General features: G+C 69.0%; 14 protein-coding genes. 6 read left to right on the top strand and 8 right to left on the bottom strand.

Features of this window, described 5'->3' with window-relative positions; translation table 11 throughout:
* Positions 1-673: helix-turn-helix domain-containing protein (locus G6048_RS38395; RefSeq protein ID WP_165344225.1), on the top strand; the 673-nt coding region annotated here is incomplete at its 5' end.
* Between the two features lie 40 nt (positions 674-713).
* Here G6048_RS38395 and G6048_RS38400 read toward each other — a convergent pair.
* Positions 714-1739, bottom strand: a complete 1026-nt coding sequence (locus G6048_RS38400; protein ID WP_165344226.1) for an ATP-dependent 6-phosphofructokinase — start codon at positions 1737-1739, stop codon at positions 714-716.
* A 258-nt stretch (positions 1740-1997) separates the two neighbouring features.
* Between G6048_RS38400 and pta the strand changes: the two genes are divergently transcribed.
* The 3 genes from pta to pyk all read left to right on the top strand — a co-directional run bounded on the left by pta (position 1998) and on the right by pyk (position 6844).
* On the top strand, positions 1998-4112 hold the full coding sequence (pta, locus tag G6048_RS38405; protein ID WP_165344227.1) for a phosphate acetyltransferase: 2115 nt from the start codon (positions 1998-2000) through the stop codon (positions 4110-4112).
* Positions 4109-5317 (top strand): acetate kinase, encoded by a 1209-nt coding sequence (locus tag G6048_RS38410; protein ID WP_165344228.1) that lies wholly within the window; start codon positions 4109-4111, stop codon positions 5315-5317. Before pta ends, G6048_RS38410 begins: the two co-directional genes overlap by 4 nt.
* 108 nt (positions 5318-5425) lie before the next feature.
* On the top strand, positions 5426-6844 hold the full coding sequence (gene pyk / locus G6048_RS38415; protein ID WP_165344229.1) for a pyruvate kinase: 1419 nt from the start codon (positions 5426-5428) through the stop codon (positions 6842-6844).
* A 96-nt stretch (positions 6845-6940) separates the two neighbouring features.
* Here the strand turns inward: pyk and G6048_RS38420 are convergent, their stop codons facing one another.
* The 4 genes from G6048_RS38420 to G6048_RS38435 all read right to left on the bottom strand — a co-directional run bounded on the left by G6048_RS38420 (position 6941) and on the right by G6048_RS38435 (position 11327).
* Positions 6941-8344 carry a hypothetical protein gene (locus tag G6048_RS38420; protein WP_206342652.1) on the bottom strand — a complete coding sequence of 468 codons (1404 nt, stop codon included), beginning with the start codon at positions 8342-8344 and terminating at the stop codon, positions 6941-6943.
* Entirely contained in the window at positions 8325-8861 is a 537-nt protein-coding gene (locus tag G6048_RS38425) for a DUF6114 domain-containing protein (RefSeq protein WP_165344230.1), read from the bottom strand. The genes G6048_RS38420 and G6048_RS38425 overlap by 20 nt, the downstream gene beginning before the upstream one ends.
* Before the next feature lie 207 nt (positions 8862-9068).
* Positions 9069-9701, bottom strand: coding sequence for a DUF6230 family protein (locus G6048_RS38430; RefSeq protein ID WP_165344231.1), 633 nt, complete (start codon positions 9699-9701; stop codon positions 9069-9071).
* A 642-nt stretch (positions 9702-10343) separates the two neighbouring features.
* Positions 10344-11327 carry a tetratricopeptide repeat protein gene (locus G6048_RS38435; protein WP_165344232.1) on the bottom strand — a complete coding sequence of 328 codons (984 nt, stop codon included), beginning with the start codon at positions 11325-11327 and terminating at the stop codon, positions 10344-10346.
* 275 nt (positions 11328-11602) lie between these two features.
* Here G6048_RS38435 and G6048_RS38440 point away from each other — a divergent pair, with 275 nt between their 5' ends.
* Positions 11603-12232, top strand: coding sequence for a TetR/AcrR family transcriptional regulator (locus tag G6048_RS38440; RefSeq protein WP_165344233.1), 630 nt, complete (start codon positions 11603-11605; stop codon positions 12230-12232).
* 768 nt (positions 12233-13000) lie between these two features.
* On the opposite strand, the gene G6048_RS38445 is transcribed toward G6048_RS38440, so the two are convergent.
* The 3 genes from G6048_RS38445 to G6048_RS38455 form a co-directional block, all read right to left on the bottom strand.
* Positions 13001-14701, bottom strand: coding sequence for an acyl-CoA mutase large subunit family protein (locus tag G6048_RS38445; protein ID WP_165344234.1), 1701 nt, complete (start codon positions 14699-14701; stop codon positions 13001-13003).
* Positions 14702-14794: 93 nt separating this feature from the next.
* Positions 14795-15133 carry a DUF3817 domain-containing protein gene (locus G6048_RS38450; RefSeq protein WP_165344235.1) on the bottom strand — a complete coding sequence of 113 codons (339 nt, stop codon included), beginning with the start codon at positions 15131-15133 and terminating at the stop codon, positions 14795-14797.
* Positions 15134-15199: 66 nt separating this feature from the next.
* Positions 15200-15709, bottom strand: coding sequence for a MarR family winged helix-turn-helix transcriptional regulator (locus G6048_RS38455; protein ID WP_165344236.1), 510 nt, complete (start codon positions 15707-15709; stop codon positions 15200-15202).
* A 389-nt stretch (positions 15710-16098) separates the two neighbouring features.
* Here G6048_RS38455 and G6048_RS38460 point away from each other — a divergent pair.
* On the top strand, positions 16099-17179 hold a 1081-nt coding region (locus G6048_RS38460; RefSeq protein ID WP_165344237.1), incomplete at its 3' end, for an MFS transporter.

The following is a 17179-nucleotide window of genomic DNA, read 5'->3' on the forward strand; positions in this document are numbered from 1 at the left end:
CCCCTTCAACGCCCCCGCCGCCCACAGACTCCGCACCGCACTCGGCATGGGGCCGGAACATGTCGCGTACGGGATGCGGACCTCGTACGGACTGCCCTACGTGACACCCGACCTCGTCGCCGCCTGGGAGAGAGGCGTCGCGGCGCCCGGCAATGCCGAACTCGTCGCGCTCGCGGGCGTGTTGTGGTGCTCGCCTGCCGAACTCATCGGCGCGCCACAGACGTTGCGGGAGTTCCGGCTCGCGCGCGGCATCCCGGCGGAGGATGTCGCGCGAGTCGTCGGACTCGAACTCGCCGTGTATCTGCGGATGGAGGAGCGCAACGAGTGGCGCGGCAACGAGCGCCAGTCCGCGGCCCTCGCCGAGATGCTCGGCCTCGCCCTGCCGGATCTCGTCACCGTCAGCGGACGCCGCCCGAAGCTGGCCGAGTTGTTGCGCAACGCGTGCTCCACGCGCTGGCAGGCGTACGTACGTCCCGTCAGCAAGCTGTTGCCGCTGGACCGGCGGCTCGTGGAGGACGTGCTCGAGTCGCTGCACACGGAGTACCAGCTCCAAATGGCGCCCACCATGAGCTGGGGCAACGGAACCGTCGCGGTCGAAGCGGGCGCGGCCCGGAACTACCTGGACCAGGTCGTCGACCACTTCTGGTCCACCGTCCAGCGCCACGCCCCATGAGCAGAGCTCGCTCCAGAACCCCGCTCCAGAACACCGACCTCTAAAACACCGACTCCGCCTCGTCCATCCGGTCCTTCGGCACCGTCTTCAGCTCCGTGACCGCCTCCGCGAGCGGCACCATCTCGACCTCCGTGCCGCGCAGCGCCGTCATCCGCCCGAACTCGCCCCGGTGGGCCGCCTCGACGGCATGCCAGCCGAAGCGGGTGGCGAGCACGCGGTCGTACGCCGTCGGGGTGCCGCCGCGCTGGACGTGGCCGAGAATGACCGGCTTGGCCTCCTTGCCGAGCCGCCGCTCCAGTTCGTACGCGAGCGCCGTGCCGATGCCCTGGAAGCGCTCATGGCCGAACTGGTCGATCTCGCCGTGGCCGTAGTCCATGGTGCCCTCGGCGGGATGGGCGCCCTCGGCCACGCACAGGACCGCGAACTTCTTGCCGCGGGCGAAGCGCTCCTCGACCATCTTGACCAGGTCGCCCGGGTCGAAGGCCCGCTCGGGCAAGCAGATGCCGTGGGCGCCGGCGGCCATGCCGGACTCGAGCGCGATCCAGCCGGCGTGACGGCCCATGACCTCGACGACCATGACGCGCTGGTGCGACTCGGCGGTGGTCTTGAGGCGGTCCATCGCCTCCGTGGCGACGCCGACCGCGGTGTCGAAGCCGAAGGTGCGGTCGGTGGACGAGATGTCGTTGTCGATCGTCTTCGGTACGCCGACGACCGGCAGGCCTACGTCCGAGAGCATCCGGGCGGCCGTGAGCGTGCCCTCGCCGCCGATCGGGATGAGCGCGTCGATGCCGAACTCGCGCATCTCGTCCTCGGCCCCTTCGCAGGCCTCGCGCAGCCGGTCGCGCTGGAGGCGTGAGGAGCCGAGGATGGTGCCGCCACGGGCGAGGATGCCGCTGACCGCGTCCAGGTCGAGGTTGCGGAAGCGGCCGTCGAGCAGTCCCGCGTAACCGTCCTCGAAGCCGATCACCTCGTCGCCGTAGTGGGCGACGGCTCGGTGCACGACCGACCGGATCACTGCGTTCAGCCCCGGGCAGTCGCCGCCTGCGGTGAGAACTCCGATACGCATCGTGCTGTTTCTCCTGCTCGCTGCTTGGTACGTAAGGGCTGTCGGTACTTGTGAACTGTCGTGCGCTGTCGGTACGTGTGAGCCGGTCCGATTGTTTCACGGGGGACCTGAGTGGCCCTTGCCGACCGGTTCCCGGACAGCGATTTCCCGCCCCGCCGGGACGGGTGCCCTAACCATGCTCAGAGGTATTGTCAAGAGGGCACGCACGGCCCCCACGATAGCGGCTGATTTTGACCAGTGAGGAAACGGAGAGCACACGTGACGCGCAGCGTGTACGTGACCGGGATCGACCGGGGCGACGGGCGCCAGGTCGTCGAGCTGGGAGTGATGGAGCTCCTGACCCGACAGGTCGACCGGGTGGGGGTGTTCCGCCCGCTGGTCCATGACAATCCCGACCGCCTCTTCGAACTGCTGCGGGCCCGCTACCGACTCGCGCAAGATCCGGCGACGGTCTACGGCATGGACTACCACGAGGCGTCCACGCTCCAAGCCGAGCAGGGCACCGACGAGCTGATCTCGGAGCTGGTGGACCGCTTCCACCGGGTGACGCGCGACTACGACGTGGTCCTCGTCCTGGGCACCGACTACGCGGACACGCAGTTCCCGGACGAGCTGTCCCTCAACGCCCGGCTGGCGAACGAGTTCGGCGCCTCGGTCATCCCCGTCGTGGGCGGCCGCGAGCAGACCGCGGAGTCGGTGCAGGCGGAGACCCGCAACGCGTTCCGGGCCTACGACCATCTGGGCTGTGACGTCCTCGCGATGGTGGTGAACCGGGTGGCCCCGCTGGACCGCGCGGAGATCCACACGGGCCTCGGCTCCCGCCTCCCGGTGCCCTGTTACGTGCTGCCGGACGAGCCCGCGCTGGCCGCGCCGACGGTCGCCCAGATCACCCACGCGCTCGGCGGCAAGGTCCTGCTCGGCGACGACGCGGGACTCGCGCGCGACGCGCTGAACTTCGTGTTCGGCGGCGCGATGCTGCCGAACTTCCTCGGCGCCCTGACCCCGGGCTGCCTGGTCGTCACCCCCGGCGACCGCGCCGACCTGGTCGTGGGCGCCCTCGCCGCGCACAGCGCCGGCACCCCGCCCATCGCGGGCGTCCTGCTCACCCTGGACGAGCGCCCCAGCGACGACGTCCTCACGCTGGCCGCCCGGCTCGCCCCGGGCACCCCGGTCGTCTCGGTGGCCGGCAACAGCTTCCCGACGGCGGCCGAACTCTTCGGCATGGAAGGCAAGTTGAGCGCGGCGACGCCCCGTAAGGCGGAGACGGCCCTCGGTCTCTTCGAGCGGTACGTGGACACCGGCGGCCTCCTCAACCGGGTCTCGGCGCCGAGCAGCGACCGTGTCACGCCGATGATGTTCGAGCACAAGCTGCTGGAGCAGGCCCGTTCGGACAAGCGTCGCGTCGTGCTGCCCGAGGGCACCGAGGAGCGCGTACTGCACGCCGCCGAGGTGCTGTTGCGGCGCGGCGTCTGCGATCTGACACTGCTCGGACCGGTGGACCAGATCCGCAAGAAGGCCGCGGACCTCGGTATCGACCTCGTCAAAGCACAGCTCATCGACCCGGCGACGTCCGAGCTGCGCGAGAGTTTCGCCGAGAGGTACGCCGCGCTCCGCGCCCACAGGGGCGTGTCCCTGGAGCTGGCGTACGACGTGGTCTCGGACGTGAACTACTTCGGCACCCTGATGGTCGAGGAAGGGCTGGCCGACGGCATGGTGTCGGGGTCCGTCCACTCGACGGCGGCGACGATCCGCCCGGCCTTCGAGATCATCAAGACCAAGCCGGACGCGTCCATCGTGTCGTCCGTCTTCTTCATGTGCCTGGCCGACAAGGTCCTGGTGTACGGGGACTGCGCGGTCAATCCCGATCCGGACGCCGAGCAGTTGGCCGACATCGCGGTCCAGTCGGCCGCCACCGCCCAGCAGTTCGGTGTCGAGCCGCGGATCGCGATGCTCTCGTACTCGACGGGGACGTCCGGCTCGGGCGCGGACGTGGACAAGGTGCGCCGGGCCACCGAGCTGGTCCGCGCGAGCCGCGACGATCTGAAGATCGAGGGACCGATCCAGTACGACGCCGCCGTGGAACCGTCGGTCGCGGCGACCAAGCTGCCGGGGTCCGAGGTCGCCGGGCAGGCGTCCGTGCTGATCTTCCCGGACCTCAACACCGGCAACAACACGTACAAGGCCGTGCAGCGTTCGGCCGGCGCGATCGCCGTCGGCCCGGTTCTGCAGGGCCTGCGCAAGCCGGTCAACGACCTGTCCCGCGGCGCGCTCGTCGGGGACATCGTGAACACCGTCGCCATCACGGCGATCCAGGCCCAGGCCCGGACCCCCAGCCCGACTACGGCTACGACCCTGAAGGCTTCCGCCCTGTGACTGGCACCCGCGTCCTCGTCCTCAACTCCGGTTCCTCGTCGGTGAAGTACCAGCTGCTCGACATGCGCGACAGCAGCCGCCTGGCCGTGGGCCTCGTCGAGCGCATCGGCGAGGAGACGTCCCGCCTGAAGCACACCCCGCTGGCCAACGGCGGCGAGGCACGCGAGCAGACCGGCCCGATCGCCGACCACGAGGCCGCCCTGAAGGCCGTCGCCGAGGAGCTGGACAAGGACGGACTCGGCCTGGGCTCCCCCGAGTTGGCGGCGATCGGGCACCGGGTCGTGCACGGTGGCCGGCAGTTCACCGAGCCGACGGTCATCGACGAGCGGGTTCTCGCGGAGATCGAGCGGCTGATCCCGGTGGCGCCCCTGCACAACCCGGCCAACCTGACGGGCATTCGTACGGCCCAGGCACTGCGCCCTGACCTCCCGCAGGTGGCCGTCTTCGACACGGCGTTCCACACGACGATGCCGGAGTCCGCGGCCCGCTACGCGATCGACGTCGAGACCGCCGACGAGCACCGCATCCGCCGCTACGGCTTCCACGGCACCTCGCACGCGTATGTCTCGCGCGCGACCGCGAAGCTGCTCGGCAAGGCGCCGGAGGACGTGAACGTCATCGTGCTGCACCTGGGCAACGGGGCCTCGGCGTCGGCCGTCCGGGCGGGCAGGTGCGTGGACACGTCCATGGGGCTGACGCCTTTGGAGGGGCTGGTGATGGGTACGCGGTCCGGAGACCTGGATCCGGCGGTCATCTTTCATTTGGCGCGTGTTGGCGGGTTGTCCATGGATGACATCGACACTTTGCTGAACAAGAAGAGCGGCCTGATCGGCCTGTGCGGCGACAACGACATGCGGGAGATCCGTCGCCGCGTCGACGAAGGGGACGAGCGGGCGCGGCTCGCCTTCGACATCTACATCCACCGCCTGCGGAAATACATCGGCGCCTATTACGCGGTGCTCGGCCGGGTGGACGCGATCGCCTTCACGGCGGGGGTCGGTGAGAACGCGGCCCCGGTGCGCGAAGCTGCGGTCGCGGGCCTGGAGGGGCTGGGCCTGGCGGTCGACGCCGAGCGCAATGGCGCCCGGTCCGACGAGCCGCGGCTGATCTCGCCGGAGGGTGCGCGGGTCGCGGTGGCCGTCGTACCGACCGACGAGGAACTGGAGATCGCCACCCAGACGTACGCACTTGTGGGCAGCCTCTGAGGCGCCCGTGGGCGGTTCTCAAAGCCCTCAACTGAGCGGCATTCCGCCCCTTTGTACATTCCACCAGACGGAATATTCCGCAGTGAAACAAACCGTTAGGATCCCCCCATGCGCCGTTCGAAAATCGTCTGCACTCTGGGCCCAGCCGTCGACTCCCATGAGCAGCTCGTCTCGCTCATCGAGGCCGGCATGAACGTGGCCCGCTTCAACTTCAGCCACGGCTCGCACGCCGAGCACCAGGGGCGGTACGACCGTGTCCGGGCCGCCGCCGAGGAGACCGGCCGCGCCATCGGCGTCCTCGCCGACCTCCAGGGCCCGAAGATCCGCCTTGAGACCTTCGCCGAGGGTCCCGTCGAGCTGGAGCGCGGGGACGAGTTCACCATCACCACCGAGGACGTACCGGGCGACAAGTCGATCTGCGGCACGACCTACAAGGGCCTGCCGGGCGACGTCGCCAAGGACGACCAGGTCCTGATCAACGACGGAAACGTCGAGCTGAAGGTCCTCGATGTCGAGGGCCCCCGGGTCCGTACGGTCGTCATCGAGGGCGGCGTGATCTCGGACCACAAGGGCATCAACCTGCCCGGCACGGCCGTGAACGTGCCCGCGCTGTCCGAGAAGGACGTCGAGGACCTGCGCTTCGCGCTGCGCATGGGCTGCGACCTGGTGGCGCTGTCGTTCGTGCGCGACGCCGACGACGTGAACGACGTACACAAGATCATGGACGAGGAGGGCCGCCGGGTCCCCGTCATCGCCAAGGTGGAGAAGCCGCAGGCGGTGGAGAACATGGAGGCCGTGATCGCGGCCTTCGACGGAGTCATGGTCGCCCGCGGCGACCTGGCCGTCGAGTACCCCCTCGAAAAGGTCCCGATGGTGCAGAAGCGCCTCGTGGAGCTGTGCCGCCGCAACGCCAAGCCGGTGATCGTCGCGACCCAGATGATGGAGTCGATGATCACCAACTCCCGCCCCACGCGCGCCGAGGCCTCCGATGTGGCCAACGCGATCCTGGACGGCGCGGACGCGGTCATGCTGTCCGCCGAGTCGAGTGTGGGCGCGTACCCCCTCGAGACCGTGAAGACGATGTCGAAGATCGTCCAGGCCGCCGAGCAGGAGCTGCTCTCCAAGGGCCTGCAGCCGCTCGTACCGGGCAAGAAGCCGCGTACGCAAGGCGGTTCGGTGGCCCGAGCCGCGTGTGAGATCGCGGACTTCCTGGGCGGCAAGGGCCTGGTGGCCTTCACCCAGTCCGGCGACACCGCCCGCCGGCTGTGCCGCTATCGCGCGGTCCAGCCGATCCTGGCCTTCACGACGGACGAGGCCACCCGCAACCAGCTGACGCTGAGCTGGGGCGTCGAGCCGCACGTCGTGCCGTTCGTGAACAGCACGGACGCGATGGTCGACCTGGTCGACCAGGAGATGGTCAGGCTGGGCCAGTTCAACGACGGCGACACGGTGATCATCACGGCCGGTTCGCCTCCCGGCGTGGCCGGCACCACGAACATGGTGCGGGTGCACCACCTGGGCGGCTGATCCACTCCCGCCCCTTCCGATACGCCACTGAGGGCGCCCCCTGCCGCGCAGGGGGCGCCCTCAGGGTGTGTGCGGCTCCCGGAGAGCCCTGTGGGACTAGCCGAGCGGCGTGCTGAACTGCTGCAGGCCGGGGACGGTCAGCGTTCCGCCGAACTGGGCGGCCTGGACCACCTTCACATTGGTGAAGTAGATCAGCGGGATGTTCAGCGGCGGCGGGTGCTCCGGGCTGAACGTGACCGGTATCAGACCGAGCAGGTTGCCGGAGATGCTCTCCGTGTACATGACCGTCTTGCCGTCACGGATGGTGGACGTGGTGCCCTTGCCCGCCTGCACGTGGTGCTTGGCGCCGGCCCGCTTGTCGTCGACGGTCTGGTGCAGATCACCGATGTCCGTGCCGTCGGAGATCACGTACTTGAGGACCTCCTTGACCGTGCCGTTGGCGGTCTTCACCTTGACGACGCCCTGGTAGTCGGCGCCCTTGAGCAGCAGTGAGCTGGCCTGCAGCTGCCAGGGGTCGTCGGCCAGCGGCGGGATGCCCTTCTCGAGGCCGCCTTCGTCCTCCGTGGCGGTCGGGCAGTTCTCGGGGTCCGTGGCGCTCTCGGACGGGCTGGGGGATGGGGTGGCCTCACCGGCCGCCTCCTCCGCGGTGTCCTCGGCTGCCTCGGACGCCTTGTCCGTTACGTCCTTGGCTGCGCCCTCGGCCTTCCCGGCCGCGTCGCCCGCAGTGTCCGTGACGTCCTTGGCGGCGTCCCCGACGGTGTCGGTCGCCTTGTCCGCGGTGTCCCCGGCAGCACCCTTGGTCTCCTCGGCCTCGTCGTCCGCCTTGTCCTCGTTCGCCGACGGAGAGGGAGTGGGCGACGGGCTGGCAGCCGCCTCCTCTTCCGCCTTCTCCTTGTCGTCGGGCGTGAAGAGGTCCTCCAGCGCCTTGCCGAGGCCCAGCGGGTCGAGCGGGTGGTTGCTCTCGGACGGAGAAGGAGACGGTGCCGGCTCCTCTTCGGCGGGCTCCTCGGGAGCCGGTTCGGCGGGCTCGGGCTCGGTCTCGGGCTTGTCGTCGGAACCTGAATCCGGCGAAGAGCCGTTGTCCGACGAGCCGTTGCCCGCGGAGTTGTCGCCCGAAGCGTCCTCACCCGAGGAGCCCTGCTCCTGCTCCTGCTTGTCCTCGGACTTGTCGCCGGACGCGGGGTCGCTCGTCGAGGGGGACGGCGAGGGCGAGGCGTCCTTGCCCTCCTCGGAGCCCTCCTCCAGCGCGTCGACGCACTCCTTGTACTCGTCGATCGTCAGGTTCTTCCCCGAAGGCTTGTCATCAGCCCGGGCAAGCGGCGTGAGCCCCATGCCCATGAGGATCGCCGTCGGCATCGACGCGATGGCTATCGCCTTGCCCGCGGGCATCTGCAGCCTCGTCAGCAAGGGCTTCTTGGGGGCTGCATGCCGCGGCCCGGTTCTCGCCCGGAGCTCTCCCGACTCCACGCGGTGGACCTCCTCAGGCACGGTGCCTCCCATTCGCCCCGTTGCTCGGGCTCGTTCCTGACAGATCGTTCGGCTCGCTCGCCCCGCCCGGCGCCATGGCCGCGGGAGCGCCTCCTTCGTCCGTACGGTCCGTCTTGGCCGGCTCCGCCGCCGGCTCCTCGCCGGGCGCCCAGGACACGGCCATGGCACCGCCGAACAGCGCGAGCAGGAAGCCGACGAGGAACCCGCCGAGGTTGGACACCGGGATGGACACCAGCGCCAGCAGGATCGCCGCCACACCGGCGAAGACCCGCACATGCTTCTGGAACCACAGGCTGATCCCGAGCACGATCAGCAGCACGCCGATGATCAGGGAACCCGCACCCGCGGTCGTAGCCATCGCCAGGGTCAGATGACCTATCTGGAGATTCGCGTACGGGAAGTACATGATCGGGATCCCGCCGAGCAGGATGAACAGCCCGGCCCAGAATGGCCGGGTGCCCCTCCAGGCGCGGAAACGCAGCCGCCTGTCGGTGAACTGGCTGCGCGTGGCTGGAGTGTCGGCGCTCATGGAAAACAGCTCCCTGGAACGGCGTTGCTGTGAGAGGTGAAAGCTGAGGGCTTGGTGTGGGGGGTGGCGAGTGTACGGACCGGGTGGCGCCGGACGGACACCGAATAACGACATCCGACCGACCTGCAGACGGACTTCAAAGACGAGAAGACGAGAAGGAGATGTGACGGGTGAGGAAGCGGGACTCCCCCACCCGTCACGGAGTGCCTAGTAGCACTCCTTGACACCCGGGGACAGCTTCATCGAAAGCCCGCTCAGCTTGAAGGTTCCGGCAGTGGTCGCCCACGCCGTCTGCTTCACGTCCTTGAGCGTGACCGAATCGGCCTGCTGCGCGAATCCGTACGGGTTCGCCTTGTCGCCCTTGGCGATGCCGGGACCCTTGCTGGCGTCTCCGGCGGCCACACCGATGTCGATGTTGCGGAACTCGGCGTCGGCCTTCAGGTCGGCGACGTCGATGTACAGGTTCTCCGCCTCGACCGGCGTTTTACCGCCACCGGCCCTGAGGACGAGGCTGACATTGCCGAGCACCGGGATGTTCGGCGTGACGACGGACTGGCACAGGTTCTTGATCGTCGCCGTCTTGAACGCCGAGACGGCGACGGGGTGCATCGTCTTCTTGCCGGCGAGGGTGTAACCCTCGTCAATGGCGCCGTACTGCGAAAAGCCTTGGCCATCAAGCTGATCGGTCGTCACCTTGAACGACTGGCCCGACACGCTGAACGACGCGGCGAGAGCGCTGTTGGCCAGGGCCATGCCTATCGCGGCGGTCGCGGCCACGCTGGGCACCATGACCACGGCGAACCGCTTCCATCTCGTCCCGCCACGCACATGGGACTCCATATTTCCTCCTTCTCGGACGTACATCTCCGGCCCTGACGGCCCCCGGTCGGCGGCTCAGTCGGGCAGGGATGGGAGAAGTGCTACGTCCTCGGGAAGGAGAGCGCCCGTACTCAGAGGCGCGAAGGGCGCCCCAACACAAGCGATCACCCCCGAGCGACAACCACTGGTCGCGCCTGAACACTTCACGCACAACCTGCCGGACAGGCTCTGCCCGCAAGCAGAGACCCCCCTGTCCAAGGAGCGACGCCACTGCCGCCGCTCCTACTCGGTGGGGACCCAGTGAAACCCGTTGCCCCGATTGGCTGTCGGGAACGGGAATGGACCGAGCGTGGCCGATCGTGGTCCATTCGCGCCGCCGCCGCAAGGGGGATCGTTACTGGCTAGTAACGGCCGGATAACCGAACAACGACCCCCCGGTATCGACCGACGACGCAGGGTGTCCCCGCGGTGAGTGCCAAACCGATTGATCCTTGGACGGAATCCGACAGATCACCGCCCGTCACTTACTCCAAGTAACAGCGGCCGCGTTTACCAAGATTTGGTAAAGCACGGCCGCAGGGTCGCTCAGTCGACAAATCTCTCACTCAAGCACCAGGGGTCACAGTGGTCACCCCGGTGGATCAAGCGGCAGATCAGAACCGGTCAGAACAGGGCACGGGCAAGTGCTCTGCGTGCGGCGGTCACTCGCGGATCGTCACTGCCGACCACCTCGAACAGCTCCAACAGCCGTACACGCGCGGCGTCCCGGTCGTCACCGACCGTACGCGCCACGGTGTCGACCAGCCGCCCGAACGCGTCCTCGACATGACCGCCCACCAAGTCCAGGTCGGCGGCGGCGATTTGAGCCTGTACGTCCGCCGGCTTCTCGGCGGCGTCTTTACGCACCTGCTGCGCGTCGGCGTTCTGCACACGCTGGAGCAACTCGGCCTGGGCAAGGCCCAGTTTGGCCTCCGTATTGCCCGGGTCGTCACTCAGCACGTTCTTGTACGCCTGCACCGCACCGCCCAAGTCCCCCGCGTCCAGGGCCTGTACGGCGGCTTCGAGCAGCGCGTCGTACGGCCCGGCCGGCACCGTGGGAGCCGCCTCGGCCTCGGCGCCCGGCCCGGCTTCGGCGTCCGGGTCGACCGTGAGGCCGGTCAGACCGAAGCGCTGCTCGGCGACCTGGATGAGCTGGTCCAGGGTGCCCCGGATCTGCGCCTCGGGGGCGGCGCCCTGGAAGAGAGGCAGGGCCTGACCGGCCACCACCGCGAAAACAGCCGGGATTCCCTGGATCCCGAACTGCTGCATCAACATCTGATTGGCGTCGACGTCGATCTTGGCGAGGACGAACCGGCCGCTGTGCTCGACGGCGAGCCGCTCCAGGAGCGGGCTCAGCTGCTTGCACGGCTCGCACCACTCGGCCCAGAAGTCGATGACGACGGGCACCTCGGTGGAGCGCTGCAGGACGTCGCGCTCAAAACCCGCCTCGTCTACGTCGATGACAAGGCTCGTGGCGGAGACAGCGCCTCCTGCGCCCTGCTTCGCCGCTTCGGCGCGCGCCTGCTCCGCCTTCGACTTGGCCTCCTGGGCCGCCTTCACCGCGGAGAGGTCGACGACTCCGCTCATGGACATGTTCCGTGGCTGCATGAGTTCATCTTCCCCCCTCCGCGTACGTACCGGAAAAGCACGGCGAAAGCCGGGCCTGCCGCGTGGCGTTCGACGCCGGGTCCCCACCTGGCGCAGCGTGGTCGTCGCTGTGGTCATGGCTCGTAAGCAGGCTGTGGTCATCGCTCGTAAGCAAGCTTTCGCTACGAGCCGTAGCGTAACTGGATCTGGAACCGCCCGCGGAACCGACTCCCGGTGATCTCCCTCACCCTGCCTGCCCTTCTCAAGTCACAGGAGCCGCCCGATATGGTCACCGGATGCAGAGCCGCACTTCCGCCCCACGCGCCACAGGAGGCCGCCCGCGCAGCGCCACCGCGGACGCGGCGATCCTGGCGGCGACGCGGGCGGCACTGGTCGAACTGGGCTGGTCCAAACTGACGCTCGGCGATGTGGCAACGCGCGCGGGCGTCGCGAAGACGACCCTCTACCGCCGCTGGGCGGGCAAGAACGAACTGGTCGTGGACGCGGTGGCCGCCCTCTTCGACGAACTCGAACTCCCCGACCGCGGCAACCTCGCGGCGGATGTCGAGGGCGTCGTCCTCCAGTTCGCGGCGATCCTGGCGCGACCGGAGGCGAAGAGCGGCCTGATGTCGGTGGTAGCGGAGTCGATCCGCGACGACGCACTGCGCGACCGCATCCGCTCGTCGATCGTCGAACGCCAGAAACTCCTCGTCCTGGAGGGCCGCGCCCGCGCCCAGCAGCGCGGGGAGTTGCCGGAAGACAACGACCCCGAAGCCGCGGCTCGCACCGCGGACCTCATCTTCGACGTGATCGCGGGCGCGGTGGTGCACCGGGCCCTGGTGAGCGCAGAGCCCGTCGACGCGGACTGGACGCGGAGCTTCACGAGGCTCTTGCTGAACGGACTGACCGCTTCGGCAACGACCTGAGACCGCTCGACTCGTGGATCCCGCCGCCCAGTTCGAACACCTCGGCCTGGGTGTGCCCGGCGACCTGTCCGCGCGGCGGGCGGTTGCGTGAACAGTGGCTGATCGTGGGCTGGGTGGGGGGCTGGTGTGCTGTACTTGGATGCAGAGGGTGCCGTCTGAGGACCGTGATGCTTTAGTCAGGCGGCTGCCCAAGCTCACCAGGAGCCAGTCGGATGTCCCCATCCTGGTTGGGGATATCTGGCTAGCTGCTGAGCCACCAGAGAAGGGCCCCCGCCGGAGCGGCTAACTCCGAAGGGGGCCCCGGCTCAACAGGAGCCTGTCGGATATCCCCAAGCCGTGTGGGGATATCCGGCTACCTGGTGAGCCACCAGAGCAGCCACCTCCTCGCGTGCTTCGCAGCGCGCTCCGGCAAGAGCCGGATCAGCCGCATGACGAGAGTCGGTTTCTGCTCCTCGTGACAGCCCATGCGGGGGCGTCCTCCCTTCGACGTGAGGCGGCCAGTCACGGTCCCGGGACCGCACTCGTCGGGCCGGGCCCCGAAGAGGAGGGGCCCGGAGTGAAGGGAGGACGCGCCCATCGGACGCGTCACGTGCTGAAGTCTACCGCCCCGAACTCACCTGCTGTGACGGCCACTTCACCATCCGTACGCGGGGTTCGGGCAGGGAAACCGGACGGATCACGCAGCAAGGCACGCATCAAGTCGGCACGCAAAAGGGCGGCGAGGGGAACAAAACCCCTCACCGCCCTCAGCGGACAGCACCGCCGACGCTAGAACCCCGCCGGCTCCGTATAAACCCCCCACTCCTCCCGGAGGGCGTCGCAGATCTCGCCCAGGGTCGCCTCCGCCCGTACCGCGTCCAGCATCGGCTCGATCATGTTCGAGCCGTCCCGCGCGGCGGCCAGCATGGCGGCCAGGGCGCCGCGGACGGCCGCCTCGTCGCGGCCCGACCTGCGGTCGGCGAGTGCCCGTACCTGCTCCCGCTCCACCTCGTGGCTGACCCGCAGAATCTCCAGGTCACCGGTCACAGAGCCGTGGTGGACGTTCACCCCGACCACCCGCTTGTCGCCCTTCTCCAGAGCCTGCTGGTACTGGAAGGCGGACTCGGCGATCTCCCCGGTGAACCAGCCGTCCTCGATACCCCGCAGGATCCCGGAGGTGATGGGGCCGATGGGGTGCTGCCCGTCCGGGTGGGCCCTGAGCCCCCGCTCCCTGATCTGCTCGAAGATCTTCTCGGCGTCCGCCTCGATCCGGTCCGTCAGCTGCTCGACGAACCATGAACCGCCCAGCGGATCCGCCACGTTGGCGACCCCGGTCTCCTCCATCAGCACCTGCTGCGTACGAAGGGCGATCTCGGCCGCCTGCTCACTCGGCAGCGCCAGCGTCTCGTCCAGCGCGTTGGTGTGCAGCGAGTTGGTCCCACCCAGCACGGCCGCCAGCGCCTCGACCGCCGTACGCACCACGTTGTTGTACGGCTGCTGCGCCGTCAGCGAGACACCGGCCGTCTGCGTGTGGAAGCGCATCCACTGCGCCTTCTCGGACTTCGCGCCGTACACGTCCCGCATCCACCGCGCCCAGATCCGCCGCGCCGCCCGGAACTTGGCGATCTCCTCGAAGAAGTCGAGATGCGCGTCGAAGAAGAAGGACAGGCCGGGTGCGAAGACGTCCACGTCCATGCCGCGGGACAGGCCCAGCTCGACGTAACCGAAGCCGTCGGCAAGCGTGTACGCCAGCTCCTGCGCGGCCGTCGAGCCGGCCTCACGGATGTGGTAGCCGGAGACGGACAGCGGCTTGTACGCGGGGATCTTCGAGGCGCAGTGCTCCATCAGGTCGCCGATGAGGCGGAGATGGGGCTCGGGCTGGAAGAGCCACTCCTTCTGCGCGATGTACTCCTTGAAGATGTCCGTCTGGAGCGTGCCGTTCAGGACGGCGGGGTCGACGCCCTGGCGCTCGGCGGCCACCAGGTACATGCAGAAGACGGGAACGGCCGGCCCGCTGATCGTCATCGAGGTCGTGACCTCACCCAGCGTGATGTCCTTGAACAGGACCTCCATGTCCGCGGCGGAGTCGATCGCTACCCCGCAGTGCCCGACCTCGCCGAGCGAGCGCGGATCGTCGGAGTCGCGCCCCATGAGCGTGGGCATGTCGAAGGCCACGGACAGTCCGCCGCCGCCGTTGGCGAGGATCGACTTGTAGCGCTCGTTGGTCTGCTCGGCGTTCCCGAACCCGGCGAACTGCCGGATGGTCCACGTCCGCCCTCGGTAGCCGGTCGCGTAGAGCCCCCGCGTGTACGGGTACTCCCCCGGCCAGCCGATCCGCTCGAACCCGTCGTACGTGTCTCCGGGTCGTGGCCCGTACACCGGCTCCACGGGGTCGCCGGAAAGCGTCGTGAAGTCGGCCTCACGCTTGCGTGAAGCGTCGTACCGGGCCTGCCAGCGTCGGCGGCCCTCTTCGATGGCGTCAGCGTCCATACCTTCGAATTTACTAGGACGTCCAAGTAAATGTCGATGGGAGACCGCCACGGACTGCTCCATGGCGGTAGTGACTCAGGTCTCGGTGAAGGTTCAGGCCTTGGCCACGGCGGCCGGGTCGTCGACGACCTTGGCCTCCAGCTCGTGCGTGACCTTGCGCTCCACGAAGAAGGCGGCCGTCGGCACCGTGCCCGCGAGCAGCACCCACAGCAGCTTGGGTACCGGCCACTTCGCCTTGGAGCCCATGTCGAAGGCGAAGATCAGGTAGACGACGTACAGCCAGCCGTGCGCGATGCTGACCACGCGCGTGAAGTCCGCGGCGCCGTCCACGTCGAGCACGTACTTGCCGATCATCCCGATCACCAGCAGGACCAGCAGGACACCGGTGACGTAGGCCATGACGCGGTAGCGGGTCAGCACGCTCTTTTTCATGGGAACGAGCGTAACCGGCGGTTTCGTACGATCTTCGGGCGCCCCTGGGCCCCGTACGCCCTGGTGCTACGCCTCTTCGAAGTCGTGCGCGGCGATGCGCAAGGGCCGCAGCATCGCGAAGATCTCCGCGCACTCCTCCGCGTCGTACGCGCCGAGCCCGAAGTCCATCGCCATCAGGTCGCGGGTGGCCGCCTCGACGACCTCGCGGCCCTTGTCGGTGATGGAGGCGAGCGTGCCGCGCCCGTCGTTGGGGTTGGGCCGCTTGTCCACCAGGCCCGACCTGACCAGCCGGTCGATGGTGTTCGTCACCGACGTGGGGTGCACCATGAGCCGTTCGCCGATCTTGGACATCGGCAGTTCGCCGGCCTTGGAGAAGTTGAGCAGTACGAGTGCCTCGTAGCGCGCGAACGTCAGCCCGTACGGCTTGACGACCGCGTCGACCTCGGCCAGCAGGATCTGGTGCGCGCGCATGATCGAGGTGATCGCGGCCATGGACGGCACGGACCCCCAGCGCTGCTTCCAGAGTTCGTCGGCGCGGGCGATGGGATCGAAAGGAAGACTGAGCGGCTTCGGCACGGCAAAGACCCTACCGGCCGGTCATATCCTGGTCAGCCCCGTCTCGCGGATCGGTCCCCGACGCCCGCCGTACGTCCCGTACGCCGCACCTCGAGCACCAGCAGTACGCAGCACCCGGTGCCGAGCACCCCGACTGAGCCCACCACCGTGCTGACCGCGCTCGACGGGCCCGGAGGCCAGCGGCCGTCGGCGCCTGGCACCGGCCGGGGGTGGGCCCCGGTAGTCAACTTCCGGCACCCGCTGTTACGTTGACCGCGTGTTTCTCCTCTTGGCATAGGGCCCGCCCCGGGCCGCGATCGGCTGCGTAGCGGCGCCGTCGTCGCGGCGATCAGGCGTCCCTGGTTGCCCGGGCGCCCGTCTCGGCGCCCTCTCCTTGAGGAACTCTTCGCATGTCTGCGTCTTCAACGCGGCCTTCGTATGCCGCGGTTCTGCGCATGCCCTGTGCCAAGCGCACCTTCACCGCCGCCGTCGTCGGCCGGCTCTCGTACGGGATGGTCTCGCTGACCGTGATGCTGGCGGTGAGCCGGGCCACCGGGTCGTACGCGGTGGCCGGCACCGTGATGGCGCTCTTCGGAGCTGCCAGTGTGTTTCTGACGCCCCTGCGGGCGGCCCTGATCGACCGGCACGGTCCGCGCCGGGCGCTGCTGCCCATGGCCGGGCTGTACGCCGGGCTGCTCGGCGTGCTGGCCGCGGTGGGCTGGCGGCCGGGTGCGCCGCCCGCGCTGCTGGGGGTGGTCGCCGTCGCCGCCGGGAGCTGTACGCCGCCGCTCGGAGCCGCCATGCGTGCCGTATGGGGTGAACTCATCGCGGACCGGCGGTTGTTGCAGCGTGCCTACAGCCTGGACGGAGGCGCGGAAGAGCTGACGTTCGTGACCGGCCCGCTGCTGGTGGGGCTGGTGGTCGGGTTCGCGCCTCCCGCGGCCGGGGTCGCCGTCAGCGCCGTGCTGGTGGGGGCCGGGACTCTCGGGTTCGCCATGTCTCCGGCCGTGCGGGGCGTGGCCGTACGGGCGTCGCGCGTACGTCTGCGGATGCGAGGTTGGCGTGGGCTGCTGCAACCCGTCGTGGTCGCCGGAGGAGTGGGGCTCGCGCTGGGCGCCGTCGAACTCCTGGTGCTGGCCTTCGCCGAGCAGCGGCAGCACGGGGACGACACCGTCGCCTGGGTGCTCGCCGCCCTGTCGGCGGGCAGTGCGGTGGGCGGACTCCTGAACGGCGCCGTCAACTGGCGTGTGTCCGCCCGTATTCGGCTTCCGCTGCTGGCGGTCGGCCTGGCTCTCGCTCTGGGCGCGGCCGGTTGGGCACCGGGTCTCGTGACGCTCTCCGCCGCCATGGCCGTCGCGGGGCTGTTCGTCGCACCGGCGCTGACCACGTCCTACCTGCTCGCCGACGAGGCCGGGGCGTGGGCCGGGGGCTGTCTCTTATACACATCAGACGCTGCCGACGATCTAAGGAGTGTAGGTGTCGGGGGAGGCC

Origin of the sequence: Streptomyces ureilyticus, from assembly GCF_011045025.1 — a bacterium.
GTDB classification, from domain to species: domain Bacteria; phylum Actinomycetota; class Actinomycetes; order Streptomycetales; family Streptomycetaceae; genus Streptomyces; species Streptomyces ureilyticus.